This window comes from Capsulimonas corticalis, from assembly GCF_003574315.2.
Taxonomy (GTDB): Bacteria; Armatimonadota; Armatimonadia; order Armatimonadales; family Capsulimonadaceae; genus Capsulimonas; species Capsulimonas corticalis.
Window position 1 is genome coordinate 4,395,029 of the sequence record NZ_AP025739.1, and the last position, 26,319, is coordinate 4,421,347.

Genomic DNA, 26,319 nt, shown 5'->3' on the forward strand with positions numbered 1-26,319 from the left:
GACAATAACATACATCCATGCAGGGCGTCAGACCTGACTGCGGCGGCGCTTCAGGACGCCGAATCCGAGGCCCGCGACGCCCATCAATAGGGCGGCGATGGAGGACGGTTCCGGTACCGTCGGCGCGAATGCGACGCCTCGGAGGACTTCGCCGTAGGAGGCGGATTTGAGGATGCTGAACTGCTCGCTTAAAGATTGAGCGGAGGTCGTGTAGTTTAGCTGATCGGTGATCGAGACTAATTTATTCGGGTCGGCGCCCTGGTCCGTGGCGCCGCTGGCGGTCGATGTGACCGCGTAGATGCTGACGGTTCCGTCGCTATTGACGCGCCCCGTGATGTTGCGCAGTCCTGTCGTCGCCGGATCGAGCGTTGTCGGGAGCCCATTGACGCTGTACTGGACGCCCAGATTCAGGCCGTTTTGCAGCGTATAGTCAAGATGCCAGACACCGTTGACTTTAGACCACTTCTCCAGGCCGGCGTTAGCGTCAGTCCCAGTACCGTCGCCCTCATCCGCAACGTACAGCGTATCGGAATTGGCGAAGAACAGACCGAACGGAGCAAATTTCGCGGTGTTGGTCTTCGCCAACCCGGTGGGAAATCCCGTCACAATCGTGATCGGCGTATTCGCGGCGTTGGAAATCGTCGGCAGAGAGCCTGCGTTTCCAACCTGGTAAACCGTATCGATGCCGTTGCTGCCGCTGCCTTTTGTGACGTAGAGGGTGTTGTTAAAAATCGTCTCGCCACGGAAGTTATTATCCTTGCCGGGCTTATCGGCTTTGTAACCGTTCTGCGTGACGCTGTAATTGCCGACCATCGTTGTCTCTGACTGTCCAGGCTTGCTGATCTGGACGCCGGTATTGTCTACGATCTGGCTGGGAGATCCGCTGCCGTTGCCCGCGTTGCCGACCGTGTAGTAGTTGCCGTTCGCGTAGATCGCGGCGCGCCCGTTGTTGCCGCTGTAAGAGTTGACGTTGGTGGCGCTCACGCTGCCATTGGCGTTGTACTGCGCGATGACGCGCTGCACAGTGGTCCCAACGGGATTCGTAGGATCGAAGTGGTTCGGCGTATTGGAGTTGGAAACATCGAGGTGATTGATTGGGGAGGCGTAGCCCATGAAAGTCAGCGAATGGTGGTCCTGCGACAGGTTCAGCGCGAGCTCGGATTTCGACGGAAAGCTCGTGGTGAGCAGGCTGTCCGGGACGGCGATGACTTTGTCCAGCGCGCCGTTGGTCTTGATTTCGTCCAGAAAAATCGGGCTGGTCACGCCGAAGCTTGAGTCCACGGATTCGTTGGCGAAAACGTTAGGATAAGAACCATTCGCGATTGCCTGTCCTCCCCCGGGAAGGTTCTGTCCGACGACAACTGTGGAGGCGCTCCCCATATAGACGCTGCGGCTGACGACGAGGTCGCCGGGAACAAAAGGCTGGGCGTGCGCGGCGCTGAACACTCCCAGCATACCGGTGGAGATCGTGGCAAAGCGGCCGGCGGCTATCCATGATTTCTTACTCTTCATAATATCGGTCCTTTCAAACGTGAGACACGACGAGGCGATAAAGATTCGGAAAGGTGGAGCTTCGTATTAGCTGAATCGCAATGCGGGCAACCAATAACAGTTGAGTATGGTAACTTTTTGTGGGAAAAATTGTTAAGAGAAGATTAAGTTTTCGCCCGGGCTGTCGGCTTTCGCCGCAGCGTACGCACGGCAAGGCCGAGGGCTAAGATATTGAGAACGGCGGTCAGCAGGAACGGCGCGCCGGGCAAGCGCATCGGCGCCTGGGCACTGGTGAAGTAGGCGAACACGCTGGAGCCGATCACCGGGCCGAGGATGCCGGTCACGCTGGCGAGACTGGCGAGCGCTCCTTGCAGAGCGCCCTGTTCGCGCTCGCTCACCTGTCGTGACAGCAGCCCCTGTGTCGCCTGGCCCGAAATAAAGCCGATCGCGCCCAGCAGCATGACGGGATAAATCATCCAGCCGCTGGGAACAAGCGCGTAGGCGGCGCATTCAATGGCGCCCACCCCGAGGCCCAGAAGCATCGCGCGCCGCTCGCCCAGTTGTGGCAGCAGCAGCCGGGACAATCCAACCTGGGAAACCAGCGCGATCAGGCCGAACGCCGCAAGCGCGATCCCGTTTTCGCGCACCGTCCAGCCGAACTTCGCCGTGGTGAAAAGCACCCATGTGCTGTTCAGGCACTGCATCCCCAGGTTCGCGGCCGCCAGCGCGCCCGTCAATCCCCAGACGATCGGGTACTTTCCCAGCACGATCATCGCGCCGATCGGGCTGGTCTCCCGCCACGAAAACCGCCGCCGATTCTCCGCCGCATGCGATTCGGGCAGTACGAAAAGCCCATAAAGCAAGTTCGCGAGCGACAGACCCGCCGCCACCCAAAACGGCAGCCGGGTATTGATCGCGCCCAATAATCCGCCCGCCGCCGGGCCGATGATAAACCCCACGCCAAACGCCGCGCCCACCAGTCCGAAGTTCTGCGCCCGCTTCTCCGGCGGGCTGATATCGGCGATATAAGCCGTCGCCGCCGTATAACTGGCCCCGGTGATGCCTGAAAGGATCCGCCCGACATACAGCCAGACCAAGGTCGGCGCGAGGGCCATGATAATGTAGTCGAGCCCGGTGAACAGCAGGGAAATCAGCAGGATCGGCCGGCGGCCATAGCGGTCGCTGAGCGCGCCGAAGAGGGGAGCAAAGAGAAACTGCATCGCGCCGTAGAGGGAAAGCAGCCAGCCGTAGTCGCGCGCCGCCGCGCTGATCCCATGATGCGACAGCCGGCCGATATAGCCGGGCAGGATGGGAACGAGGAGGCCGGAGCCGAGAACATCGACGAGCAGGGTGATAAAGATAAAGCCGAGACTTGCGGAGCGCTTCATTGCAGGTGAGAGACTTTTCGGCGCGTGGGTAGGGATTTCCTGCTGGAGCTCTCACCCTCGGTCCCTCTCCCGGAGGAGAGGGATGTCCAGGGCTCGCTCCCCAAACAATGCTTCGCCCTGGGTCTTAAAATTCTGACAAGGCGATTTCTCTGACAAACGCTTGTGAAACACGTTTGGGAGCCGATCTTTGGACATCCCTCTCCTCCGGGAGAGGGACCGAGGGTGAGGGACGGGTTCTACCACGGAACCGTTCCGTCTTCGTCGAAGTAGCCGCCGGTCGGACCGTCGGCGGGAAGGGTGGCGAGGCGAACGGCGGCGGTGGCGCCCTGCTGCACGGTGCGAGGGCCGCTGTTGCCGTTAATGTCCGTGGCGACATATCCCGGATCGGCGGCGTTGACCTTGATTGGCGTGTCCTTGAGTTCTGCCGCGAAGACCACGGTAATCGCATTCACCGCCGACTTTGAGGAGTTATAGGCGACGGCCTTAAACGCTGCGAACGACCAATTGGGGTCGCTGTTTTGCGTGATGGATCCTAGACCGCTGGACATATTGACAATGCGCCCCGCTTCTGCTTTCTTGATCAGAGGAAGGAACGACTTGGTGGCGGCGAACACGCCGAATACGTTCGTGTCGTAAGTCTTTTTGAACGTCTCAACGTCGGTCTGGCTCGCGGGAGCTGACTCGATATAGATGCCGGCGTTATTGACAAGCACATCCAGCTTACCGTATTCCGCTTCGACCTTCGCCGCCGCGGCGTCGAGGCTTTCCTGGTTCGTCACTTCCAGCTGGATCGTATGGGCGTCAATGCCGTCCTTCTTCAAATCCTCCGCCGCCTCCGCGCCGCGTCCCGCATCGCGCGCTCCGAGCAAAACGGTGTATCCCTGCGCGCCTAGTTGACGTGCGATCTCCTTGCCAATGCCTTTATTCGCTCCGGTGATCAATGCGACTTTTTTGTCCGCCATGGTGTGTCTCCTTGAGGAACGCATGCGTTGCGTCCTACCCCTTGAACACCGCGAATTCGAAACCGGTTCACCGCCGTGGAATTTTTTTGCTGCGACCGCCGAATATGTCCGGTCGCCTGGAACTATTTTCGGAGAAGCGTTCGTCTTTAACCAGAATGGACAATTCCGAGAACGAGACCGCCGTGTGGCCGCCGCCGCCAAATAATCGGGAAACCCCAGGCGAATCACCACGCGCATGGGTGATCCCATGGCGTTTTGTGTGGTGGTCGTTTGGGATTGGCGCTGTGCTGGGTGTCTTCGATGTCACGCAGGCAAGCCCTATTGCGGACTGGCCAACCGTTGTTGCGTCAGCAGGTTTGGCCTTCTGGCGTCCTAGACTTCTCTGGTTTTCCTCTTTTGTATTGACGATGTGTCTTTATATCTCTCATATCGTCGCGATAAACGCTGGCGTAAAGACGCCGTATGTCGAGAAAAATGTGTTGTATGCCCTCGCATGCTGGGTGTCACTATTTCCAAATACCTTTAGCGCACTTCTTGGGGCCAGCGCAAAATACCTCTCTCATCGCATCCGTATGCGATCGTAACTCTATCGTCCGACCGACCCGGCGCCTACGGTGAGATCCGCTTTGTACGTGACTGAGAATCGAGAAATCGTTTGAGACCTGCTTGAGTACGGTGCAGATCCGAACACCGAGACGCCGTCGGTTGGACAGAAAAAGCAAGCTGGGGCTTTGCAAGGGTTACGCGTTCACCAGCGCCGCGATGGAGATGCAATCCGCCTCGCCGCTGTTCATGTGCGCGGCGTGTTTGGCGTCGAGCGGGCTGCTGTAGGTCAGAATCTTCTCGGCTTTCACCACCGTGCCGCGCCGAGTCGATTGCGTGAATCGGAGACTGTCGGAGAGGCCGGTGACCATCTTCAGGCCAAAGCCTCCCAGCCGCAGCTCCCCGTTGAAGCCGGTGCGCTCCTGTGGTTTTAGTCCGGCTTCGATGAGGGAGAATCCATTCCCTTTATCGCGCACGGTAATGACGACTTTCTTCGCGTAGTATTCCAAAATCAGGCCAAAGCGCCCCTCCGTCGAGTGGGCATGGCGAATGACATTGCTGGTGAGTTCGCTGACGATCGTCTCAACATCGTCAATATCGCTTTGCATCACATTCAAATATTCGAGCGTACACTTGCCTAGCGTGCGGCTGAGACGGATATATTCTTTCTCTTCCGGCAAATCCAGCGATAGCTTGAGTATCATGCCGTTCAGCGCTTTCTGTTTACTACATTAGTAAACACCAATCATTGAGTCTTACCCGCATTGATTCCTTGCCAAGCGACTGGTTTCGTGACATAATCAGAAGTGAAGGGCGTCGGGGGGCTCAGGATCATACCATGATATGCCGCCTGCCGGACACAGTCTTTTCCCGAATGTCGCCTGCGTGCAGACGCTCGTGAGTATTCGCTGTCTTTTTCGAAAGGTTGATGCGATGAACCGGAACATCATTATTGCCGTGTGCGCCGTCTCCGCCCTGAGTTTGACGTGCGGGGCGGCGAGCGGGCGGGGCGCCAAACGCAAGCCTGTCGCGGCCTTCTATCAGCACTCAGAGCAAACAGATGACCGCACGACGGTCACGGATAAGGTGTCACTGCATCCGGACGGCACGTATGACCAGGAAAAAGAGACGGATATTGTGACGAAGGAGGAGGCGGATCTGCGAAACGCATCATCCGCTTTGACCGATACGCATCGGGCGCCCAGCAGCAATTACACCCCCAAATCCTGGGTCGATCGAGCCACGGAGCCCCACGGCAACCCACCCAAAGACGCCGGCGTGGAAGCTTGGAAGAATCCCCAGCCTTATTGGGATCGATATCAGTGCAACGGAACAACCCAAAGCATCCCCCCATTGTACGCGACTGGTTCCGACACCAAAAGATCTCAGGGAACCTGGCGATTACTGGATAAGCCCGGCGGCGCGTCGATTCCGCTTCCGTCCAGCATCCTGGACCTTCCCGCCGGCGCGGTGATCGAAGTCCATCAGGCGATCCCCATGGGCCTTGTCGGCAAAACCTGGAAGGCCGCCGACCTCGTCCTGCCTGCAAAAGAGTTCAACTACTACCATTCCTATTAAAATCCGCTCACCTATCATCCCGTTAACGGAGGCGGCAATGGCGGATGAAAGCGTTCAAGGAGTGGATACACTGGGAAGCGACGACGATCGGCTTGGCGCTGTTGTCGATCGATTGGTTCGAGACGGCATTCAATTCGGCTCAAGCGACATCCATTTTCGGCGTAAATCCAATGGGCTCTTGGTTCGATACCGGCGCGACGGCGTCCTTCATGAGCGCGGGTATATTCTTGGCTCGATTCAGGAAGGCGTGATCGCGCGGCTCAAGACCCAGTCAGGAATGCAAGTTTCTGAGAAACGCGGACCTCAGGACGGCAAAATAACCCTGAACCTTTCAGGCGAAGAACACGATCTTCGCGTGTTGTGTTTCCCGACGTTTTTTGGGGAAAGCGTCGTCATCCGGGTGGCCGACAAAGCCGCCGTACATCCCAGCATCTCGAATCTTGACTTTGACCCAGAAATGTTTGCCACATTTGAACGTCTCATCGCCCGGCAAAGTGGAATGGTGATCGTCACCGGGCCAGGGGGATCAGGAAAAACATCGTTCTTGTATTCCTGTTTGTCAAAGATTGACGCTCAGAAGAATCATGTCGTAACGGTCGAAGATCCCATTGAGCTTCTGCTGCCAGGCGCGACGCAATTTTGCGTCAACCGGCGAGCGGGTATGACATTCGCCGAGGTCGCGCGATCCTCGTTGAGTCTCAATCCGGATATTCTCTTCGTTGGGGAATGCCGCGATATGGAGTGCGCGCAGATCGCCGCGGATGCAGCACTCACAGGACGTCTTGTGATGACGACCATGCATATGCTTGACACGCCTGCGACGCTTCGTCGATTGATTGATATGGGAGTCAGTCCCTCAACGATCGCCGCCGCTGTAAAGGGAATCGTCAGCCTTCGTCTGATCAGACGGCTGTGTCCGGAGTGTAAGGCCACTGCGTCTTTTCAGGACACAGCGGCCACTCTGGAAAAAGTGCGCTGGCTTCCCGCGTTTCAAGGCTGCGAAATTGAGGACGCGCCGGTTCTTTATCGCGCAGTCGGATGCTCCGAATGCCGACAAACTGGATATCAGGGCCGTATTGGACTACAAGAGGTCCTCGCCTGTGACTCGAAATTGGTCACTCAGCTTCTTCAAAGCGGCGGCGCCGAGGAAATGAGGCTGCGCGCAGTCGCAAGCGGCATGCGCACTCTGGTCGCCGATGGAGTGAGAAAAGCCATTGCTGGCAAGACCACCATTGAAGAACTACTCCGCGCCACCGGATCCGCGATCTGATAAGCGGGCGGATCACGTCCTACTCGGATCCAAATTCCACTCCGCGCTCAGCACACTTTCGCACACCCCGCACTCGTAGACGCCATCTTTGATGATATTCTTTGTCCCACACGTCTCGCACAGACGAATGGTGTAGGCGCAGGTGAAGCCCGTCGGGCTGGGGATGCCGGCGCGTGCAAGCGCATCGGCTACCGCCGGCCATGACTCCGGCTCCGGGCAATACCCCAGCGATTGATTAGTCACTTCCGTAACGGAAACGTCCTTGTGGTCTACAGCAAACGTCATTTCTCCGGCGGACAGCACCCGCCTGCCGGCCGCGCAGGCGACATGTTCGGAACGTCGGTCGGCAATCCAAAGCGCGCCTGCCACGTCAATAACAAACGTTGCGACGATAGTGTGATTTTCGAGGCGCTGCGCCGTCTTACCGATCCAGGATAAGACATCCTGCGGTTGGAGAACGCATTGTCGCTCTGAACGGAAGTTTGCGAGATCTTCAGAACCGATGTACCGATAGCTACGTTGCATGATGTATTATAACATCGAAGCAGACGGGAACTGATCGATGAGTGATATTGTTAGTTCAATGTTAAATGAATTAACATAGATGTGTTGACGGTTATTGGAGCAAAGGAGCGCTGTGATGGAACTGACTGGGCTGCATCATGTGACGGCGATTACGAAGGTCGCTTCCGAGAATTTGGCGTTTTATACGCAGACACTGGGAATGCGTCTGGTGAAGAAGACGGTGAATCAGGATGACGTTTCCGCGTACCATCTGTTTTACGCCGACGAGGCCGGGAACGCTGGCACGGATATGACGTTCTTTGACTGGGCGATGTCCGCGCCGCACCGGCCAGGGGCGGGCGATGTTTCGACGACGGCTCTGCGTGTGGCGAGCCGAGAGGCGTTGGACTGGTGGGTGGCGCGCTTTGACAGCCTGGGCGTTGCGCATGGCGAGATCGAGGAGGTTTCAGGACGAGCGCGGTTAACCTTCACCGATCCCGAAGGGCAGCGGCTGGCGCTGGTGACGGATGACGGCGCGCCTGGCGGTACGCCGTGGGACAAGAGCCCGGTGCCCGTGGAAATGGGCGTCAAAGGTCTGGACGCTGTCACGCTTACTGTCCGCCGCGCGGCGGCGACGGCGAAGGTGCTGACGGATGTTCTCAGCTTCCGGCAAACGCGGACGTATCAAACGGCTGATGGATACGAAGCGGTGGTTTATGAGACAGGAGCGGGTGGGGCGGGGACGGAAGTGCATTTGGTCGAGCGCCCCGACTTGCCGCAGACGCGTCAGGGAGCGGGCGGCGTGCATCACGTCGCATTCCGCACGCCGAACGCCGAGGAGCAACGGGAGTGGCTGAAGCGGATCACGGCGGCGGGCTTGCAGGCGTCGCAGCAAATCGACCGGTTCTATTTCCAGTCGATTTACTTCCGCGAACCCAACGGCGTTCTGTTCGAGATCGCGACGGACGGCCCCGGCTTCGCCACCGATGAGTCCCGGGAGCACATGGGAGAAGCGCTCGCGCTGCCGCCATTCCTGGAGCCGCATCGCGCGCAGATCGAAGCGGGACTGAAGCCGCTGAAGTAAGCGAGAGGGTCTTCGCGGCAAACCCACCCCGGGCCGAAGCGCTGGGGTGGGTTTGTCAGGCGGGGACAGGACCGACTTACGCAGCCGCCATCGCCTTGATTTCGGCGATGGCTTCTTCACGGATCTTCTCGACGATGACCGGCGCCTTGCCGGGACGGCCATACTCGATGTTGCCGAGGTTGACGGCGCCGTCTTCAGTCAGGCGGCCGGTGACGACGCAGAACAGATGCGCGGCGTCGTCCTCGGTCGTGAACGTGACGCGGTAGAGATGGTCGCCGATTTCCTCGACGACTTTGGTGGTGGTGTAGGCAATTGCCATTCGGTTTTCTCCTTTGACGGTCCACCGAAGGCGTGTGACACAGTCAGTACTGGCCCCTCGCTGCCTTTCCTAGGAAAGAACAGCTTTCAGGGCGTTGATCAATTGCTGCTCCGGCGTGAGTTCGGATGTTTCGTCCAAAGTCGCCGTATGGCATTTGTGTTCGGTATCCCCGCTGAGAATGCGGCCGATCGACGTCAGGTTCGCGACCCGCTCGACGATCACCTGGCCGCATTGCAGGCAGGAATAACGGATATCGATATGTTCGACTCCCGATTCGCAGACAAAGGTGACTTCGCCCATTTCCGCTTCGGGCCACCCGGTTTTTTCAGCGCCAGGAATAGAGATGGCGTCTTCCGGAATTTCCGTTTGCAGCAGCTGCGATAGATTTTCTCGAAATTGACTTGCTTGCTTGATGCGTATACTTTGAAGGCGCTGCAGCTTCGCTTCTTTGTCCGACTCATAGGCGGCGATCGCCGCTTCTTTCCAATCCGACATGCAATTCTCCTATTCCCTCATCGGAGCCCGCGAATGGTTGGTTCGAAAGGAGAGAATTGCAACAAAAAACGAAAAATTCCTGCAAGCAAGCGTGGCGGAAGCCTTTTTTTTAACGTCGTATGATGAATAACGTCAAAATTTGAGGAATCGTTCCCATGTCCGTTCGTTGGAAGCACCTCGAACGACGACTTACAGTGGATTTGGTAGGCGTAGAAGTGGCGGTCTAAAAGTCAGGATTCATCGAAATCGGGGCTAAGTTCCAGGTGAAGCGTCATGTTCTTTTGGAACGGCTCCCCTCCCTGCGAAAACAAAGGCCCGCTGATCCTTCTGTGGATAAGCGGGCCCATAGCGGTTATGGTGGGCGGTACAAGATTCGAACTTGTGACCCCTTCGATGTCAACGAAGTGCGCTACCACTGCGCCAACCGCCCGAGAACGAAAATGAGTATACCCCCGCTTGGCATGGAAGTCAAGCCTTTGGAGGCGCGGCGCAAAATGAGTTTCGACGCCACGCTCCCAGAGGCGGGAATAACACCCATGTCAGCAGAGAAACTATGCGGATTCGGGCTTGGCGTCTTGTTCGATTTGCTTGACGGTTTCGGTGTTGAAAAACGTGCCCAGGCCCAAGATCGTCGGCGCCCAAAGGCCGACGAAAATGCCTAAATCGCGCTTTCCGCTGACGAACAGATAGATTGCTGCGGCGATGGAGAGGAGGCTGGATCCGTAGATCAATGCCTGTACATCCTTGTTCATGACGGTGTCTTTTCTAAATAACCGAGGTTTACTGGGTTATACGGCGGAATACGCCCATATGCATTGGTATCCCCATGTTATGCCCAGGCGGGCCGTTGACAAAACATTTGTTTTGGGGCTACAATTACTTGGCGCGTCAGGGTTTATAATGTCGTCCTCTTGCTGATCGTTCCCGGCGTCCGAAAAATCAATCCCATGGACAGTCATAGTCCCAGCCACAATTGTTCGTATGAGCCGGCTCCCTGGAGCGGCTCGCCGATGAATAACGCCCATGCCCGAGCCACGCGACATTCGCGAAGCGGAAGGGTCGCCGCTCGCCACCATGTCGGCCGCGGCGTCGCCACCGCCGGCCTCGTCCGGGTCCGCCTCCAGCACGCCGAGCCCCGCTTCGGCGCCGAGACGGCGGTCGCGTTGGCTTGTCTTGCTCTCGGTCCTCGGTCCCGGGGTTATTTCGGCTGCGGCCGGTAACGACGCCGGCGGCATCACCACCTTTTCCCAAGTCGGCGCAACCTACGGTTTCACGCTCCTCTGGTGCCTCGCTCTCGTCACGGTCGGCCTGATCGTCGTGCAGGAGATGTGCACGCGCATGGGCGCGGTCACCGGCAAGGGCCTCGCCGATCTCATCCGTGAGAACTTCGGTCTCAAAGTCACCATGTTCGCGATGATCGTTTTGCTGATCGCGAACTTCGCCATCACCGTCTCGGAATTCGCCGGCATCGCCGCCGTCGGCGAGATGTTTTTAGGCCACTCCGCGCGGAAGATCATCGTTCCCGTCGCCATGCTGCTGGTATGGGGCGTCGTTTCGCGCGGATCGTATCAGAAGATCGAGCGCGTCTTCTTGATCGCCTCGCTCATCTTCCTCACCTATATCGTCACCGCGCTCAAAATCGGCGTGCCGTGGGGACAGGTCCTGCACGCGACATTCCTGCCGCCTCTCTCAAAGCTGCCCTGGAGCGGCGATTTGATCGTGATGATCGTGACGCTCATCGGCACCACGATCTCTCCCTACATGCAGTTCTATCAGCAATCGGCGGTGCGCGACAAAGGCATCTCGATGAAGGACTACGCGCTGGCGAAGTGGGACACCATTCTCGGCTGCATGCTGTCCTCGATCGTCGCCATGTTCATCGTCGTAACCTGCGCCCAGGAATTACATACGGCGGGGATCACGCAGATCGACAGCGCCGGACAGGTCGCCATCGCCTTGCAGCCGCTTGCCGGCAAGTACGCCTCGATCCTCTTCGCCTTCGGCCTTCTGAACGCCTCGCTGATGGCCGCCATGGTCGTGCCGCTGTCCTCGGCGTACGCCGTGACGGAGTCGCTGGGGTGGGAGAGCGGCCTGGGCCGCCGCATCCGCGAACTGCCCTTGTTCTACGGCACCTACGGCGCGCTGATTCTGCTCAGCGGCCTCTTGATCATGTTCCTGCCCGCGCATTCCAACCTGATCCAGATCATCCTGAACGCCCAGATCGTCAACTGCGCGCTGCTTCCCGTGGAGCTGATCCTGATGCTCATCCTGATCAATCGCCGCCGGATCATGGGGCGCTACAAAAACACGATTGGGATGAATGTCGTCGCCTGGACCACAACGGCGATCGCCGCCTCGCTGTCCCTGTTCTTGCTGGTTCGCCAGATCTGGACGGCGATTCATCCCGCCTGAACATCCGGCGCTGACTATGGTACAATCCATCAGGAAAAGACCCAAACACTATGCCCTACAAGATACTCGTGGTGGACGATGAGCCGCCGATTGTCCGCCTGATGGAGTTTATCCTCGCGCGGCAAGGACACGAAATGCTAGTCGCGGTGAACGGCGAAGAAGCCCTCGCCCAGGTGCGCGAGCACAAGCCGGACTTAATCCTGCTGGACATCATGATGCCCCGCATCGACGGCTACGAAGTCGCCCGCACGCTGCGCGCCGACCCGGCGACCTGCGACATGCCCATTATCATGCTTTCGGCGAAGGCGCAGGAAGAGGATATTCAAAAGGGGATGGATGTGGGGGTAAACGAATACATCACCAAGCCGTTCGGCCCGGATCATCTGGTGCGGGTGGTGAATAAGTATTTGGCGGAGGGGGAGTGACTCTCGTCTTCGAGCCCCATCCCCCATCGAGCGAAAGCTCGATGGGGAGATGGAGCGCTTACCCCAGCTCCACTCCGTCGCCCTCAATCGCCACTCCCAGCTTTACGGCCTTTTCGCCGGCGTTCTCAAAGTACGCGATCGCCGTGTCGGCGTCGTCCGCCGGAACGACCAGCACGTACCCAATTCCCATGTTGAACACGCGGTGCATTTCGTAATTTGAAACGCCGCCCAGTTTTTCGATGAGTCCGAAGATCGGCGGGACGGTCCAGGCGCTGCGGTCGATATGGACGCCGACGCCGGTGGGCAGGACGCGCGGGATGTTGTCTAAAAAGCCGCCGCCGGTGATGTGGGCCATGGCGTGCACGCGGTTTGTCTCCAGGTAGGAGAGGACGGCGGGGGCGTAGCAGCGGTGCGGCGCGAGCAGCACATCGGCGAGGGTTTCACCGCCGAGTTCGGGGATCGGTGTTTCTAAGGGCAATTGGCCGTCGTGCAGGAGCGCCTGGCGGGCGAGGGAATAGCCGTTGGTGTGCAGGCCGTCGGAGGCGAGGCCGATGAGGACGTCGCCGGGCGCGACCTGGGAGCCATCCACGATCTTGGCGCGCTCGACGATGCCGACAATGCTGCCGGCGAGGTCGTATTCGCCGTCGCCGTACAACCCGGGCATTTCGGCGGTCTCGCCGCCGATCAAGGCGCAGCCGGCGGCCTGGCAGCCGTCGGTCAGGCCCTTAACCACGGCCTCGGCGACGTGTGGCTGGAGCTTGCCGGTCCCAAAGTAGTCGAGAAAGAACAGGGGGCGGGCGCCCTGCACCAGGATATCGTTGATGCAGTGGTTGACCAAGTCGCGGCCGATCGTGTCGTGACGGTTGGTCGCGAAGGCGATTTTTAACTTCGTGCCGACGCCGTCGATGCTGGAGACCAGGACCGGGTCCTGCAATGTCCCAAGCGCCGACAGCGCGAACATGCCGCCGAAGCTGCCGACGCCGGTCAGCACGCCCGGAGTCAGCGTCTTCTTGATATGCGACTTCATCCGGTCCACGGCGTCCGTCGCCGCATCGATATCCACACCCGCCCGCGCATACGCGCTCTGCTCTTTTGCTTCACTCATGGCAACTATTATAGCACAGCGCGCCAAGGCGAAGCCTGTTTGGCCGTGGTTACTTTCCGTTGGCCGAGGCCGTCAATTCGCGAATGAGTTCCGTTTCGGCGGGGCGATAGGGCGCTCCGTAGGTGTGGAAGACTTCGTGGAACCAGATTTCGGGATCGCGGTCGGTGTAGGGCTTTTCCCAGGAATCCCAGGGCAGGAACGTCTGTGTCTTGCCCGCGACCAGTCCCCAGTTGATCATGGCGACTCGATGCTCTTTTCCAATCGGCAGGGAGCCCTGGAAGGTGCTGCCTGCGCCGCGCGCCATATATTCGGTGCAGAGGAGAGGGCGGCCGTACTGCTCCAATTGCTGGACGCGCTTCGCAAAATCTTCGGCGGGACCGTAGTTATGGAAGGAGATCACATCGGATTCGGCGATCTGTATCTTCTCGGTGGCGCTGAGCGTGTCCGGGCTGGACCAATCGCCCATCCAGACGCCGCTGGTCAGCGGCTGCTTGGGATTGGCCGACCGCGCCCAGGCGAACGCCTGGGGCAGGAGCGCGGCGACCAGATCAACTTTGTTGGCGGGCTCTTTGTCTCCGTAGCTGGTGGCGTTGGTGTTATCGGGTTCGTTCCAGACATCCCATCCCAGGATACGCTCGTCCTGGGAAAAGGCGCCGACCACGCCGGTCACATATTCCTGAAGCCGGGGATACTGCGTCGGATCCTGAAGGGCGTCGGCGCCCGGACTTTGCAGCCAGCCCGAATTGTGGTAGCCAGGGGCGGGAGCGCGCTGCGCGCCAAGGGTAGGCAAGGGATCCCAGCAGGAATCGAACAGCACGAAGAGCGGCTTGATTCCGCGCGTATCGGCGATCGTCAAAAACTCTTCGATGCGTCCCCGAAATCCTTCGGCGTCTTGCTTCCAAAGCAGATCGTGAAGATAAACGCGCATGGTGTTCATGCCGAGAGACTGCGCCCAGCTCAGCTCCAAATCGATGGTCTTGGGATCGAAGGTGTCCGCCTGCCACATCTCCATCTCATTGATGGCGTTCGCCGGGTTATAGTTAGCGCCCACCAGCCAGGGCTGCCGGGCGTACCATTCGTTCGCTTTTTCCGCGCTCCATTTTTGAATAGACAAAAAAATCTCCTTCTCACTCACGCGCGCCATGGATGAGCGCCGAGGAATATTGGTCTTATCGCGGTAAAGTTCCTGCCTGAATTGCCGCGATGCGAGGAGGCTCACGCAAATTGTTTCGTCGTGTCGGGCTCCAGCATTGCGGGTATAATCTGCACATGCCGAAACTTGTGATTCTGGACGCCAACAGCCTGCTGTATCGCGGCTTCTTTGCGATGCGCTATCTGTCGACGTCGGACCGGACGCCGACGAACGCCGTCTTTGCCTTCGTGATGATGCTTCTGACCATTCTGGAGCGCGAGAAGCCCGACGCGATCTTCGCCGCGTTCGACCATCCGACACCCACGTTTCGACATAAGGAGCTGGCAAGCTACAAAGCCCAGCGCAAGCCTATTCCCGACGATCTGAAACCCCAGCGACAGCCGGCGCGCGACGCCGCCGCCGCGTTCAATGTCCCGGTGATCGAGGTCGAGGGCGTGGAGGCCGACGACGCTGTCGGCACGCTCGCCGAAATCGCGAAGAACGAAGGCTTTGAAGTCCTGATCGTGACGGGGGACGGCGACGCCTTGCAGCTCGTTGACGACGAGCAGGGTCCCGTCAAAGTCATGATGATGGTTAAGGGCGTCACGGATACGGTCATCTACGATGAGAAAGCCGTGCGCGATCGCTACGGGCTAGACCCATCGCAGATCCCCGATCTCAAGGGCATCAAGGGCGACGCCAGCGACAATCTGCCCGGCGTCCCCGGCATCGGCGAAAAGGGCGCGTCCAAGCTCCTCGGGCAGTACAAAACGCTCGAAGAGCTGATCTACCATGTGGATGAGCTGCCGGTCAAACAGCGCGACGCGTTGATCGCGCACACCGACGGCGCGCTGCTTTGCAAGCGGCTCGCGACGATCCTGCGCGATGTGCCGCTTGGCGACATCGACTTGAACGACAATTATCAGGAGACCGGACCTGACTTCGCCGCCGTGCGCGCGCTGTTCGAGAAGCTGGAGTTTCACACGCTGCTGCGCCGCCTGCCGGGCCTCGAAGCCGCCCAGCGCGCCAAAGGCGGCGCCGCTCCGCCCGCCGCCTTGACAACTCCTGTCACACGCTCCCAGATCGAACATAGCGTTCCAACGAACGCCGCCGCGATCGACGCCATGCTCGCGCGCTTCACCGCCGCAAACGCTCCCGTCGGGATCCAGCTGCACTTTACGCCCGCGAAGGCGACGCTGATGGACGCCAGCCTCAAAGGCGTTGGTCTGGCGATCGACGGCGCCGGCGCCTATGTCGATTGGTCGAACGTCTCCCCAGCGCTCAAAGCCTATCTCGAAGACGCGAGCAAGCCAAAAACCGTCCATGATTTGAAGTTCGCCGCAGGCGTGCTCGGTCGAAACGGCGTCGAGCTGCGCGGCGTCACGTTTGATACTCATGTCGCCGCTTACCTTCTGAACGCCGGACGCGCGGGATATCCGCTGCGCGAACTCGCCGCCGATTTCGCCGGCACGGAGCTGCTGTTTGACGAAGACGATCCGGAATCGAGTGTCGCCGACGAAGCCGCCGCCATTGCCGCCCTGCGCGAGCCATTAATGGCGCGACTGGAATCCGACGGCCTGGCGCAGCTTCTCTTTGACATTGAGCTCCCGCTGGCCGTCGTCTTGGCGCGCATCGAACGCACGGGCGTTACCGTCGATGGCGATATTCTCAAGGAGGCCAGCAAGCGCCTGGCCGAGCTCATGGCCGGATTGGAAGCGGAGATCTACGCCATCGCGGGCGAAGAGTTCGCCATCGGGTCCACGAAGAAGCTTCAGGAGATCTTGTTCGACAAGCTCAAGCTGCCCGCCGGCAAGAAGAACAAGACGGGATACTCCACCGGGGCCGAAGTGCTCGACGACCTTGCGGCCAAAGGCCACGAGATCGCTTCCAAGATCGTCGCCTGGCGCGAGCTGTCCAAGCTGAAATCGACCTACGCCGACGCGCTGCCGGCTTTGATCAATCCGGAGACCGGCAAGGTCCACACATCGCTCAATCAAACCGCGACCAGCACGGGCCGTCTCAGCTCCAGCAATCCCAATTTGCAGAACATTCCGATCCGCACCGAAGTCGGCCGCGAGATCCGCAAAGCCTTTATCGCCTCGCCCGGATGCGTTCTCGTTTCCGCCGACTACTCGCAGATCGAACTGCGTTTGTTCGCGCACATGACCCACGATCCGGGGCTGGTGCAAGCCTTCGCCGCCGATGACGATATCCACTCGCGCACCGCGCGCCTGATCTTCAAGATCCCGGAGGGGCAGCCGGTCACCTCCGATCAGCGGCGTCAGGCGAAAACGATCAACTTCGCCGTCATTTACGGCGCCAGCGCCTTCCGCGTCTCCGCAGAGTTGGGCGTCAGCCAGGCTGTCGCCTCCGAGCTGATCAAAACCTATCTCGCCAGCTACCCGGGCGTTCGCGAATACTTAGAAAAGATCCTCGATGACGCCCGCGCCAAGGGTTTTGTCCATACCATGCTCGGCCGCCGCCGTTACGTTCCCGAAGTCAACAGCACGAACTACCAGTTCCGGCAGGCCGCCGAGCGCGAAGCCGCCAACATGCCGGTCCAGGGGACGAGCGCCGACATCATCAAGCTCGCCATGCTCAAAGTTGACAAGGCGCTCACGGACCAAAAGCTCGCCGCCAAGATGGTCCTGCAAGTCCACGACGAACTCCTCTTCGAATGCCCCGAATCCGAAGTCCGCACGCTCGCCGCGCTGGTGAAGGAGGGAATGGAATCGGCGTTCCCATTGGATGTGCCGCTGAGAGTCGAAGCGAAGTCCGGGCGCAACTGGTGGGAAGTAACGCCGCTGGAGGATTTGGACGAGGTGGAATTCAGCCCTCAATCCTAAAGCGATATTATATGTCAATTGTCCCGGTTATGAAACCCGGGCCTGGGAGTCGCTGCGCGACTAACCGTCCGTGCCGGACGGAGGATATTTTGTCATCGACAACCGGCGTTTGCGTCCGGTGCGGACGCTTAACGCCTTGCGCTCCCAGACCCGGGTTTCATAACCGGGGATTTGATCTGGGGCGTGCGATTGGACCCACCCATGCCCTTACCCAACACGCTCGACCTCATCCGTGAACTCATCGCCATCCCCGGCCCGCCCGGGCAGGAATCCGCCGTCGCCACCGCCGTGGCGGCGCACGCCGAATCGCTTGGCTGCGCGCACGCAACCGATGCGCGGGGCAATTTGATCATCGCCGCGCCCGGCGCGGGTGCGGTCCCGGAAAAGGCGCGCGTCGTGGTGATGGCGCACCTGGACGAGATTGCGCTGATGGTGGAGCGGATCGAACCCGATGGTCTGCTGCGCGTTGTTTCGCTGGGGGGGTTATTACCCTGGAAGCTGGGCGAGGGGCCGGTGGAGATCCTGGCGTCGTCGGGTGAGATCACGGGCGTATTAGGGTTTGGATCGATCCACACCAACTCGCCGGAGAGTCCGACGGTAAAGGCGCGGGACAGCGCGCTGACGTGGGACGCGGCGCGGGTGTTTACGGGGCTGAGCGTTACGGAATTGAAAGCGCGCGGCGTGCGTCCGGGAACGCGTGTGGTTCTGGGCCGGGCGCGGCGGACGGTGACGGAGATGGGCGACTTTATTGCCGCGCCGTTTCTTGACGACCGCGCCGACGTCGCCGCGCTGCTTCTGGCGCTGGAGATCGTGAAGAGTGAAGGCTTGAACTTGCCAGGCGTTGTCTTTGCGGCGACTTCCGCCGAAGAGGTCGGCGGGCATGGGGCGCTCTACATGCTGCGCAATCTCCAGCCGGAAGTCGGGATCGCGTTGGAGATTGGGCCGCGAGTCCCGGAAAGCCGCTTCACGCTCGACGATCAGCCGACCGTCTGGGTCCATGACGGTTACTGCGACACGCTCGCGTCGGATTTGGACCTGATCGCCGGCGCCGCCGAGGCGGCGAAGCTCACGCCGCACTGGCAGGCGCTCTCGCGCGGCGGCAGCGACGCCAGCTGCGCCGGATCGCACGGCCTGGTCGCGCGACCGATCACGCTGGCCTTCGCCGCCGAAAATTCGCATGGTTATGAGATCACGCACAAAGACTCCGTGACAAACCTGGCGCGCCTTTTAGTCGAAGTTCTGCGGCGCGTGGCGAACGGCGATTGAACTTTTCCGCTCCTTCGATTGTAGAGAATGCAAACAAACTCTCGATCTTAGGAAGGCGCACGTTCATGAACGCATTCACACTCGCGGCGGCCACGCTGGCCCTCGCTTCGGTTTCTCTTTCGGCTGTCCACGCGGACGCTATCCCTGTCACGACGCGTCCCGCCCCGGCGCTGGCGCAAGGCGTCTGGATCAACGGCGCGCCGACGACCATCGCCGCCCAGCGCGGGAAAGTCACGGTCCTGCTGTTCTGGACGCACGAGTGCATCAACTGCAAGCACAATCTGGGCTACTGGAATGACTGGGCGAAAAAGTACAAAGACACGGACGTGACGGTGCTGTCGGTGCATACGCCGGAAACGGCGACGGAGCGCGTGATTGGCAATGTTCGGCATTTTGTGAAGGATCGGAACATTCAATTTCCCGTCGTCACTGATAACGACGAAAAGACCTGGAACGCCTACAGCGTCCAGGCGTGGCCGACGGAGATTTTGATCGACAAGGCGGGGAATATCCGCTATGAGTTCAACGGCGAGCTGAACTGGGGCGGCAGCGGCGAGTATAAGACGGTGCAGGGGTTGATTGAGAAGCTGCGTGGGGAGAAGGCGGGGTAACGACATTAGAGCGCCTTCTCCCTCGCAGTATGGCCCAGGCAATTTGAAGAGCCGGCGAATTCATTCGCCGGCCTTCCTTGATCTGATATTGTATTGAGGGAAAAGGCGAATGACCATCATCGAAGAGCTAAAACAGATTGTCGGCGGCGACGCGGTGCTGTCGGGTAAGGGCGAGCGCATGACCTACGAGCGCGACGCCTATCCGCTGGAGGCGGCGCAGCCGCTGGCGACGGTGCTGCCGAGCACGACGGAGCAGGTCGCGGCTATTGTGAAGCTTTGCGTGAAACACGATATTCCATTCACGCCGCGCGGGGCGGGGACGGGGCTTGCGGGCGGGACGCTCTGTCCGGGCGGCGTGCTGATCGGCGTGGCGCGCATGAATCGGGTTTTGGATATCGATCTGCGCAACCGGCGGCTGACGGCGCAGGCGGGGGCGGTGAATGTCGAGCTGACCAAGGCCGTCGCGGGCGATGGGTATTTGTACGCGCCCGACCCGTCGTCGCAGGGCGCCAGTACGATCGGCGGCAATATCGCGAACAACGCCGGCGGGCCGCATACGCTCAAGTACGGCGTGACCGTCAACCATGTGCTGGCGCTGGAGATGGTGCTGCCGGACGGCGAGATCGTGACGCTCGGCGATAAGACGGAGGACACGAACGGCTACGACCTGATGGGGCTGGCCGTCGGCGCAGAGGGAACGTTTGGGATCGTGACGCAGGCGACCCTGCGCCTCGTGCGCCAGACGCAGGCCGTGCGGACTCTGCTCGCCGTGTTTGGAACGATTGACGACGCCACGCAGACCGTTTCGGACATCGTGGCGGCCGGCATCGTGCCGGCCGCGCTGGAGATGCTCGACGGCGTGATCATTCAGACCGTGGAGGACGCCTTTCATTACGGCTTTCCGCGCGACGCCGGCGCGGTGCTGATCATCGAGCTCGACGGCCTCGCCGCCGGCATCGACACCCTGGCCGCCCGAGTGCGCGATGTCTGCACGGCCAGCGGCGCCCGCGAAGTCCGCCAGGCGTCCACGCCTCAGGAACGCGCGAAGCTCTGGGCGGCCCGCAAAAAAGCCATCGGCACCCTCGGCCGTCTTGCGCCGTCTTGTGTCACTCAAGACTGCGTGATCCCGCGCTCCAAGCTCCCCGAGGTCCTGCGCGCGATCGCCGGCATCGGCGCTAAACACAACCTGCGCATCGCGAACGTCTTCCATGCCGGCGACGGCAACTTGCACCCCGCGACCCTCTTCGACGAGCGCGACCCCGAGCAAGTCCAGCGCGTTATGGCCGCCTCGCACGATATTCTCGAACTCTGTATCGGCATGGGCGGAACGCTGACCGGCGAGCACGGCATCGGCGTCGAAAAGCGCGACTACATGCCGCTTCTCTTTCCCGCCGAAACCCTGCGCACGATGTCCGATGTCCGCGATGTGTTCAACGCCGCGGGTCTTTGTAACCCGGGGAAAATACTGCCGACATCGCACGGCTGCTCGTTTGAATTTACGCCGCGGGGCGGGGCGGTGGCGGTGTGAGGACCGGGGTGATTTCCAAATGCGCCACCGTAATTGCCCCGCCGCTCATCTCCACGGCGCGCTCCGCCACGAACCACCGATGGCATTCTCTGGCGTCCGCCTCATAACACATCAGGCAGCAGCGCTCCTGCTGCGCTCGCTCGACTAAATCCCGCATCGCCTCGTCTTGAGTGGCGAGATGTTCGAGATAGCCTCTGCGGAACGCCTCGGCGTCGTGATCGATCTTGCGCTGGTAACGGATGTCGCGAGGCGTGCCGAGGGCCCGGATGTGGGCGTATTGCATGCCGTAATCTTTGGCGGCGAGACCGAGGGCGGTTTTGGAGAGGCCGGGCTTGCGGCTCTGCGGCAGCTCGCGGATATCGAGCAGAGTTTGGACGTCGTTGTAGAGCAGCGTTTGAAAGAGATCCGGCTGCGCGGATCCCTCGTAGCCGATGGTGTAAAGTTCAGGCATGATGTTAGGGGGCGCGGAGATTAACGCCGGGCCATGAGGACACAGATATCGTCTCGGAAGACGCCATGCGCGAAGTCGCCCGCGCCGGCGACGATACGCTGCGCGGCTTCCGGGAGCGATAGATCCGCGGGCAGTCCGGTCAGTAAGCGTATCAGTCCTGTTGTACCCAGCAGGCTGAGCCGCGTAACCCCGGCTTCCGAAAGGCCGTCCGTGTAGAGGAGAAGCGTGTCGTGTTTGGCGAGCGTGATCGACCGCGCCATGTAGCGCGCCTGCTCCGCGACTCCCAGCGGCGGGCCGCAGGGATCCAGCGTTTCCAGAGCGCCGTCCGATCGGCGCAGGAGGCCGGGCTCGTGGCCGCAGGAAACATATTTGAGTGTGCTGTTGGTCGAATCGTAAACCGAGCAGAACACCGTGACGTATCCCGTCAGCAGATCGTGATTGGTAAGAATGGCGTTCAGATCGGAGATGGATTCGTCGAGAGGCGCTTTTTGATAGAGAACGGTGCGCAGCATATTGCGCACGGTGGCGAGCTGCGCGGCGGCGGCCAGCCCCTTGCCGGAGACATCGCCGATCACGAGCGCGTAACAGGTGGCGTTGAGCGCGAAAACGTCATAGAAATCCCCGCCGATGGAGGCTTCCTCCAGAGCGGGCTTCATGAATGGAGCGATCTCAAGGCCGGGGATAACGTCTGGAGCGAGCGGCTGCAGCGCCGCTTGCAGCGCCGTCGCGATCCGGCTCTCGCGCTGCTGGGCGCGCGCCTCCTCGACCGCGTTTCTCGTTTGCAGCGCGACCGCTTCGACCAGGGCAATTTCGGCGTCCGTCCAGAAGCGAGTCGTGTCCGCCATTGCGACCGTGAGCGTCGCCGAAAGGCGACCGGCGTCGTAAATGGGGACGGCGAGGGCGGCGCGCACGCGCAGGCGCTTCATCGCCGCGAGGAGGGGAGCCGGGAAGGACCATGTCTCGACATCGTTGACGATCAGGGTTTGGCCGTCCGGATGATAATCCTCCGGGTTGACTTGAAAATCCGAGATTTTGTACGTTCCGGCGAGTGACGGCATTCCTTCGCGGCGGAAGTCCTGACCGATCCAGCGAGTGTCCGCCGGGATATCGTAAAAGGAAAAGTAGCATCGGTCGACCTGCATCAGTTCGCCAAGCGCGTGGGCGCTCGCCTGCTGAATTCCGTCCGGGTCGCGCAGCGTGCGGACCGCCTTGCCGATCTTGTTCTGAAGCGCCTCGTAATCCGCATGCGTGCGCAGCTCTTCTTCGGCGCGCTTGCGTTCGGTGACGTCGATGCTCAGTCCTTCCATGTGGGTTGCGATATCGGATGCGTCATAAAAACCGCACCCTTTGGCGGCGTGCCAGTGCACGCTGCCGTCCGGCCATATTACCCGCAGCTCGATATCGTATTCCGACTTATCCCGCAGGGACGTCGTGACGGCGTTTTGGACCGCCGTCCGGTCGTCAGGATGAACCCACTCGATGAAGCTTTCAAAGGTGGGCTCCACATCCTCGCTTCGTCCCAGCATCGCATACATCGATTCCGACCAGATCAGCGTATTCGCGAGGAGATCCCAGCGCCAGGTTCCCACGTGGGTCGCTTCCAGCGTACGATGGAGACGCTCCTCGCTCTCCTTCAGATCGCGCTCGCGCTCCCGCGTGGCGGTGAGATCGCGGATATACGCCGTGAAGATCGTTTCTCCTTCGATTTGCACGGGAGTGACGGTCAGCTCGACGGGAAATTCGGATCCGTCTTTGCGCATCGCGGGCACTTCGATGCGCTTTTGCAGGATCGGCCCTTCGCCCGTGGCGAAATAATGCGCGAAGCCCGCGGCGTGCGCGCTGCGCAGGGATGGGGGGATGAGAGTTTCTGAGATGGATTTGCCAAGCGTCTCGTCCCGCGTATAGCCGAAGGTGCGTTCGGCGGCGGGGTTGAATTCGCGAATCAGCCCCTGACTGTCAATGGTGACAATACAGTCCAGAGCGACCTCCAGCACGGCGGCGTGGTGTGCCTCCGAACGGCGCAGAGTCGCCAGGGCGGTAAGATCGTGCTTCTCGCTGCGTGAGTGGACGTTAATGAGAGTGTTCCCCTCGCGCCTTAACGCGCGGAATATCGACGCGACTTAGCGGAATTTCCGTAGCTGTAAAATGATGCGATTTCCTTTCATTTTACCATGATACGCGCATATTTACCAGGACCCTCCGGATGATAAGGTCAACGGGCGTACTCTCTAAGGAACACGCCTCTTCTTCCACATCGCCGTCTGCGCTTCGGCGAGCACTTGTGGGTTGAGGATATATCCGAAGCCCGCCCGCTCCAGCCGGTGAACGAGCTCATGACGTGTTGTTTGCAGCGCCTCGGCGGCGGCGTCCAGTTGCCATTCGTGCGCCGAGAGCTGGCTGAGCAGATAGGCGCGGCGGGTCTGGGCGCCGGAGAGACGGAATGTTTTGAGATATTCCAGCATGCCGTCGTCTCGGACAATCGCCTCGCCGATATGATTCTCGATTTTAGGATCGAGCGTCGTGATGAATCGCTGCAAGGCGAAGGGACCGGCCTGGTAGACCGGCTTGGAGATCGTCGTGCGGCCGATCAGGTCAGAGGCCATGAAGCCATGGAACTTTCCCCAGTCGTCGCGGACGCGCGTGATTTCCGCACGCAGGCTCGCCAGATCGGTGACCTTCTCGTCGTGGACGGAGATGTCCAGCGGGATCGCGGTATTCCAGAGCAGGGCGTACTGATAGAGCAGTTCGCCGTAGAAATCGAGCAGCAGCGTTTCGTGCAGCGCGCGGTAGTCGTCGGGGTGGGAGACGACGAAGGCCGACGCCATTTCGTCGGCGACGAACACCAGCATGCCGACCTGATCTTCATGGATCTCGAAGACGCGCAGGGCTTCTTCGAGACCGTCGATGCGCCGTCCGGACACCGCCAGCTCCCAGCGCGATTCGAAGCCGTTGTTCCGAAACTTGCGCGAGAACTCCTGCCACGCGATCTCCGGCCCGGAGAAGAATAGCGACAGAAAGCCCTCCATCGCCAGATGCAGCGGCAGAAAGCGCAGCCGGTTCGCCGCTTCCCGCTTCGCCATGCGCGACAGCACGCGCAGGCTCATGCCACAGCCGCGAAGCTGTTCTCCGTCTTTGGCGATCTGTGCGCCGTTCGACACGACCGGAGAACCGTCCTCGCTCCAGTCGATCACCATGCCGTGTGGCGCATAGCTGGAGACGTAGTGTGGATCCCGTCCGAACATCTCTCCCTTTGTGGCGACGATCGTTAAGTCATCCCGGTAATTGCGGCGCGCGAGTCGCAGGTCGCCCGGCGCGCCTCGACGCAGCAGTGGGACAAGACGCATGGCGCCGCGAACCTGCGAGGGAGCGATTTCGAGCCCGTCCAGCGAAATATGCGAGATTGGCGTGGCGTGGATCGTCATTCGCCTTCCTCGCTTTCTTTGGCTTCCTCTGGAAGAGGCGCTGCCCCCAGGAAGTGCGCTGCGCGAGCCGCCAAATACGTTTCCAGCTCCGACAACGGCGCGGCGCCGCTGGCGAAGCGGGCAAACCCGAGCATGGTCGGCAGATCCTCCGCGTCACGCAGACCGACAGTCGGGACATACGGGCTGAGTTCCTGCAATGTGAAATCGTCGGAATGAAACACCGGGTTGCAGTGAACGATCGTCGTCTTGCCCAGCGGATCCAGGCGCTCCCGGAACACGCGCAGCGCTTCGGCGGCGCCGCGCGGCGGATCGTTTTCAAATCCGTCGGATACAATCACCACAAGATCCGGCTTCCATTCCAGCGCGTCCAGTAAAGGCGTTGCGAGATCCGTCTGCCCGCGCGGAGCCGCCATGACCGGCGAGTCCATCGGCGATGTCCAGAAGGAGCGATACGTCCCGCTCGCCTCCTGAAGCAGTGAATGCGCCGCGATGGCGACGGCCAGCGGACGACGCCGTTTTTCCTGTGATCCCGACGTGGAGTAGCTGTTATCCAGAACCGCCGCCACTCGTCCAAGCCGCATGGGGGCGGCGCGCAGCGTGTGCCGCGCGGAGGCCCGCAGCGCTTCCTCAAGCTGTTCCTGCTTTTGCCTGCGCTCGGCCCATGGCATGGAGAGAATAAAGAGGGCCAGACGCGTGAGCGGCAGACGTTCCCAATCCAGCATCGGCGCGTCCAAGCCCGCGCGTTCGGACGTGCGCTGCAATCGCAGCTTCTCGTGGGATGTCATCTGCGGCGCAATCCGTTCGAGAAAAACTTCGCGCTTCAATCCCTTGCGCGCCGCCAGTCCTTCGGCAATCGAGTAGGGAAGCTTGTAAATGGCTTCGGCGCTGTACTGCGCCTGCCGGAACGTCTCCAGCAGAGGCGTCTGAAACGTGCGTTTTGACCGATCTTCGAAGAGGAATACGCCCGTCTCACCCGGCAGGACCAAGTGCGCGTGGATCGCGGACGCCAGAAATTGCCGGCGATATTTCACCACATGAAACGACGGATCCGAGCGAGACGCCAGATAATCGCGGGCGACGGCGCGGGAACGGCGGTTGTTGACGCCGCGTTTGCGCAGCGACTCCAGCACGTTCCACGCCCGGTGCGGCGGCAGCGCGCGCAGCGCGGCGCCGATCAAGGCGTTTTCCTCCGCGCGGTGTTCCGGCGGGGTATCGCGTCCCGTGGCGAGCAGATTCACAAGGATCTGCGCCTGACCGAAATGGTTGACGCCCGCCGCGAGCGTCCTCGCATACAGCAATCGGTAATTTCCCAGAATGTAATGGTGCAGAAAGTCGATAGAGACGCGCTGATCGAAGCCGCTGCTATAAAACTCGCGCTGCCCGGTGCAGGCGAAGCAGGCGTTGATGAACATCACCAGATCTTCACGAGCGACCTGATTGGCGCGAGCCTGCGGAATGTTGAGAGAGGTGACGGTCATGACGGTAAA

The 26,319-nt window shown here is 60.5% G+C and carries 24 protein-coding genes and 1 tRNA gene; 10 read left to right on the top strand and 15 right to left on the bottom strand.

Annotated elements, in window-relative coordinates:
* Positions 1–27 precede the first annotated feature (27 nt).
* The 3 genes from D5261_RS18795 to D5261_RS18805 all read right to left on the bottom strand — a co-directional run bounded on the left by D5261_RS18795 (position 28) and on the right by D5261_RS18805 (position 3,841).
* Entirely contained in the window at positions 28–1,512 is a 1,485-nt protein-coding gene (locus tag D5261_RS18795) for a PEP-CTERM sorting domain-containing protein (protein WP_119323277.1), read from the bottom strand.
* A 143-nt stretch (positions 1,513–1,655) separates the two neighbouring features.
* Entirely contained in the window at positions 1,656–2,915 is a 1,260-nt protein-coding gene (locus D5261_RS18800) for a TCR/Tet family MFS transporter (RefSeq protein WP_301002560.1), read from the bottom strand.
* A 200-nt stretch (positions 2,916–3,115) separates the two neighbouring features.
* Complete coding sequence (locus tag D5261_RS18805; RefSeq protein WP_119323275.1) at positions 3,116–3,841, bottom strand: SDR family oxidoreductase; 726 nt, start codon at positions 3,839–3,841, stop codon at positions 3,116–3,118.
* 41 nt (positions 3,842–3,882) lie between these two features.
* Here D5261_RS18805 and D5261_RS18810 point away from each other — a divergent pair, with 41 nt between their 5' ends.
* On the top strand, positions 3,883–4,425 hold the full coding sequence (locus D5261_RS18810; RefSeq protein ID WP_125206172.1) for a hypothetical protein: 543 nt from the start codon (positions 3,883–3,885) through the stop codon (positions 4,423–4,425).
* A 156-nt stretch (positions 4,426–4,581) separates the two neighbouring features.
* Here D5261_RS18810 and D5261_RS18815 read toward each other — a convergent pair whose 3' ends face one another.
* Positions 4,582–5,088, bottom strand: a complete 507-nt coding sequence (locus D5261_RS18815) for an ATP-binding protein (RefSeq protein ID WP_119323274.1) — start codon at positions 5,086–5,088, stop codon at positions 4,582–4,584.
* A 229-nt stretch (positions 5,089–5,317) separates the two neighbouring features.
* Between D5261_RS18815 and D5261_RS18820 the strand changes: the two genes are divergently transcribed.
* Together D5261_RS18820 and D5261_RS18825 are read left to right on the top strand one after the other, a co-directional pair.
* Positions 5,318–5,962 (top strand): hypothetical protein, encoded by a 645-nt coding sequence (locus D5261_RS18820; RefSeq protein ID WP_119323273.1) that lies wholly within the window; start codon positions 5,318–5,320, stop codon positions 5,960–5,962.
* Between the two features lie 37 nt (positions 5,963–5,999).
* Positions 6,000–7,232: a GspE/PulE family protein gene (locus tag D5261_RS18825; protein WP_119323272.1), complete on the top strand. Its 1,233-nt coding sequence runs from the start codon at positions 6,000–6,002 to the stop codon at positions 7,230–7,232.
* A gap of 12 nt (positions 7,233–7,244) precedes the next feature.
* Here the strand turns inward: D5261_RS18825 and D5261_RS18830 are convergent, their stop codons facing one another.
* Positions 7,245–7,757 (bottom strand): hypothetical protein, encoded by a 513-nt coding sequence (locus D5261_RS18830; RefSeq protein ID WP_119323271.1) that lies wholly within the window; start codon positions 7,755–7,757, stop codon positions 7,245–7,247.
* Positions 7,758–7,872: 115 nt separating this feature from the next.
* Here D5261_RS18830 and D5261_RS18835 point away from each other — a divergent pair, with 115 nt between their 5' ends.
* Positions 7,873–8,820 (top strand): ring-cleaving dioxygenase, encoded by a 948-nt coding sequence (locus tag D5261_RS18835; protein WP_119323270.1) that lies wholly within the window; start codon positions 7,873–7,875, stop codon positions 8,818–8,820.
* Positions 8,821–8,896: 76 nt separating this feature from the next.
* On the opposite strand, the gene D5261_RS18840 is transcribed toward D5261_RS18835, so the two are convergent.
* From D5261_RS18840 to D5261_RS18855, 4 genes are all read right to left on the bottom strand, one after another.
* The gene (locus D5261_RS18840; protein ID WP_119323269.1) at positions 8,897–9,139 is read right to left on the bottom strand and encodes a hypothetical protein; all 243 of its coding nucleotides are present in this window, start codon (positions 9,137–9,139) and stop codon (positions 8,897–8,899) included.
* A gap of 69 nt (positions 9,140–9,208) precedes the next feature.
* On the bottom strand, positions 9,209–9,634 hold the full coding sequence (locus tag D5261_RS18845) for a hypothetical protein (RefSeq protein ID WP_119323268.1): 426 nt from the start codon (positions 9,632–9,634) through the stop codon (positions 9,209–9,211).
* A gap of 355 nt (positions 9,635–9,989) precedes the next feature.
* Positions 9,990–10,064 (bottom strand) — tRNA-Val (locus D5261_RS18850).
* Between the two features lie 121 nt (positions 10,065–10,185).
* A complete protein-coding gene (locus D5261_RS18855) occupies positions 10,186–10,386 on the bottom strand; it encodes a hypothetical protein (protein WP_119323267.1) in 201 nt (66 codons plus the stop codon).
* Between the two features lie 271 nt (positions 10,387–10,657).
* Here D5261_RS18855 and D5261_RS18860 point away from each other — a divergent pair, with 271 nt between their 5' ends.
* Positions 10,658–12,046 carry an Nramp family divalent metal transporter gene (locus D5261_RS18860; RefSeq protein WP_218025693.1) on the top strand — a complete coding sequence of 463 codons (1,389 nt, stop codon included), beginning with the start codon at positions 10,658–10,660 and terminating at the stop codon, positions 12,044–12,046.
* 50 nt (positions 12,047–12,096) lie between these two features.
* Positions 12,097–12,471, top strand: coding sequence for a response regulator transcription factor (locus tag D5261_RS18865; RefSeq protein WP_119323266.1), 375 nt, complete (start codon positions 12,097–12,099; stop codon positions 12,469–12,471).
* Between the two features lie 58 nt (positions 12,472–12,529).
* Here the strand turns inward: D5261_RS18865 and purM are convergent, their stop codons facing one another.
* Both purM and D5261_RS18875 read right to left on the bottom strand, forming a co-directional pair.
* Positions 12,530–13,576, bottom strand: a complete 1,047-nt coding sequence (gene purM, locus D5261_RS18870; protein ID WP_119323265.1) for a phosphoribosylformylglycinamidine cyclo-ligase — start codon at positions 13,574–13,576, stop codon at positions 12,530–12,532.
* Between the two features lie 49 nt (positions 13,577–13,625).
* Complete coding sequence (locus D5261_RS18875) at positions 13,626–14,720, bottom strand: glycoside hydrolase 5 family protein (RefSeq protein WP_119323264.1); 1,095 nt, start codon at positions 14,718–14,720, stop codon at positions 13,626–13,628.
* 125 nt (positions 14,721–14,845) lie between these two features.
* On the opposite strand from D5261_RS18875, the gene polA reads away from it, so the two are divergent.
* The 4 genes from polA (at position 14,846) to D5261_RS18895 (ending at position 20,959) form a co-directional block, all read left to right on the top strand.
* On the top strand, positions 14,846–17,554 hold the full coding sequence (gene polA, locus D5261_RS18880; RefSeq protein WP_165864432.1) for a DNA polymerase I: 2,709 nt from the start codon (positions 14,846–14,848) through the stop codon (positions 17,552–17,554).
* A gap of 201 nt (positions 17,555–17,755) precedes the next feature.
* Positions 17,756–18,820, top strand: coding sequence for a M20/M25/M40 family metallo-hydrolase (locus D5261_RS18885; RefSeq protein ID WP_119323262.1), 1,065 nt, complete (start codon positions 17,756–17,758; stop codon positions 18,818–18,820).
* 65 nt (positions 18,821–18,885) lie between these two features.
* Positions 18,886–19,431 carry a redoxin domain-containing protein gene (locus D5261_RS18890; RefSeq protein ID WP_119323261.1) on the top strand — a complete coding sequence of 182 codons (546 nt, stop codon included), beginning with the start codon at positions 18,886–18,888 and terminating at the stop codon, positions 19,429–19,431.
* Positions 19,432–19,540: 109 nt separating this feature from the next.
* The gene (locus D5261_RS18895; protein WP_119323260.1) at positions 19,541–20,959 is read left to right on the top strand and encodes an FAD-binding oxidoreductase; all 1,419 of its coding nucleotides are present in this window, start codon (positions 19,541–19,543) and stop codon (positions 20,957–20,959) included.
* Here the strand turns inward: D5261_RS18895 and D5261_RS18900 are convergent.
* From D5261_RS18900 to D5261_RS18915, 4 genes are all read right to left on the bottom strand, one after another.
* Positions 20,928–21,410: a DUF488 domain-containing protein gene (locus D5261_RS18900; protein ID WP_119323259.1), complete on the bottom strand. Its 483-nt coding sequence runs from the start codon at positions 21,408–21,410 to the stop codon at positions 20,928–20,930. The genes D5261_RS18895 and D5261_RS18900 overlap by 32 nt on opposite strands.
* Before the next feature lie 20 nt (positions 21,411–21,430).
* On the bottom strand, positions 21,431–23,521 hold the full coding sequence (locus tag D5261_RS18905; protein ID WP_354673129.1) for a SpoIIE family protein phosphatase: 2,091 nt from the start codon (positions 23,519–23,521) through the stop codon (positions 21,431–21,433).
* A 117-nt stretch (positions 23,522–23,638) separates the two neighbouring features.
* Positions 23,639–24,832 (bottom strand): ARPP-2 domain-containing protein, encoded by a 1,194-nt coding sequence (locus D5261_RS18910; RefSeq protein WP_119323257.1) that lies wholly within the window; start codon positions 24,830–24,832, stop codon positions 23,639–23,641.
* Positions 24,829–26,310: a hypothetical protein gene (locus tag D5261_RS18915; protein WP_119323256.1), complete on the bottom strand. Its 1,482-nt coding sequence runs from the start codon at positions 26,308–26,310 to the stop codon at positions 24,829–24,831. Before D5261_RS18915 ends, D5261_RS18910 begins: the two co-directional genes overlap by 4 nt.
* Positions 26,311–26,319 lie beyond the last annotated feature (9 nt).

Coding starts and splice junctions, on each gene's coding strand:
- polA (WP_165864432.1), top strand. CDS start 14,846: ATGCCGAAACTTGTGATTCTGGACGCCAACAGCCTGCTGTATCGCGGC.
- D5261_RS18885 (WP_119323262.1), top strand. CDS start 17,756: ATGCCCTTACCCAACACGCTCGACCTCATCCGTGAACTCATCGCCATC.
- D5261_RS18830 (WP_119323271.1), bottom strand. CDS start 7,757: ATGCAACGTAGCTATCGGTACATCGGTTCTGAAGATCTCGCAAACTTC.
- D5261_RS18900 (WP_119323259.1), bottom strand. CDS start 21,410: ATGCCTGAACTTTACACCATCGGCTACGAGGGATCCGCGCAGCCGGAT.
- D5261_RS18895 (WP_119323260.1), top strand. CDS start 19,541: ATGACCATCATCGAAGAGCTAAAACAGATTGTCGGCGGCGACGCGGTG.
- D5261_RS18845 (WP_119323268.1), bottom strand. CDS start 9,634: ATGTCGGATTGGAAAGAAGCGGCGATCGCCGCCTATGAGTCGGACAAA.
- D5261_RS18915 (WP_119323256.1), bottom strand. CDS start 26,310: ATGACCGTCACCTCTCTCAACATTCCGCAGGCTCGCGCCAATCAGGTC.
- purM (WP_119323265.1), bottom strand. CDS start 13,576: ATGAGTGAAGCAAAAGAGCAGAGCGCGTATGCGCGGGCGGGTGTGGAT.
- D5261_RS18890 (WP_119323261.1), top strand. CDS start 18,886: ATGAACGCATTCACACTCGCGGCGGCCACGCTGGCCCTCGCTTCGGTT.
- D5261_RS18855 (WP_119323267.1), bottom strand. CDS start 10,386: ATGAACAAGGATGTACAGGCATTGATCTACGGATCCAGCCTCCTCTCC.
- D5261_RS18815 (WP_119323274.1), bottom strand. CDS start 5,088: ATGATACTCAAGCTATCGCTGGATTTGCCGGAAGAGAAAGAATATATC.
- D5261_RS18805 (WP_119323275.1), bottom strand. CDS start 3,841: ATGGCGGACAAAAAAGTCGCATTGATCACCGGAGCGAATAAAGGCATT.
- D5261_RS18820 (WP_119323273.1), top strand. CDS start 5,318: ATGAACCGGAACATCATTATTGCCGTGTGCGCCGTCTCCGCCCTGAGT.
- D5261_RS18865 (WP_119323266.1), top strand. CDS start 12,097: ATGCCCTACAAGATACTCGTGGTGGACGATGAGCCGCCGATTGTCCGC.
- D5261_RS18875 (WP_119323264.1), bottom strand. CDS start 14,720: ATGGCGCGCGTGAGTGAGAAGGAGATTTTTTTGTCTATTCAAAAATGG.
- D5261_RS18825 (WP_119323272.1), top strand. CDS start 6,000: ATGGCGGATGAAAGCGTTCAAGGAGTGGATACACTGGGAAGCGACGAC.
- D5261_RS18910 (WP_119323257.1), bottom strand. CDS start 24,832: ATGACGATCCACGCCACGCCAATCTCGCATATTTCGCTGGACGGGCTC.
- D5261_RS18860 (WP_218025693.1), top strand. CDS start 10,658: ATGCCCGAGCCACGCGACATTCGCGAAGCGGAAGGGTCGCCGCTCGCC.
- D5261_RS18795 (WP_119323277.1), bottom strand. CDS start 1,512: ATGAAGAGTAAGAAATCATGGATAGCCGCCGGCCGCTTTGCCACGATC.
- D5261_RS18835 (WP_119323270.1), top strand. CDS start 7,873: ATGGAACTGACTGGGCTGCATCATGTGACGGCGATTACGAAGGTCGCT.
- D5261_RS18840 (WP_119323269.1), bottom strand. CDS start 9,139: ATGGCAATTGCCTACACCACCACCAAAGTCGTCGAGGAAATCGGCGAC.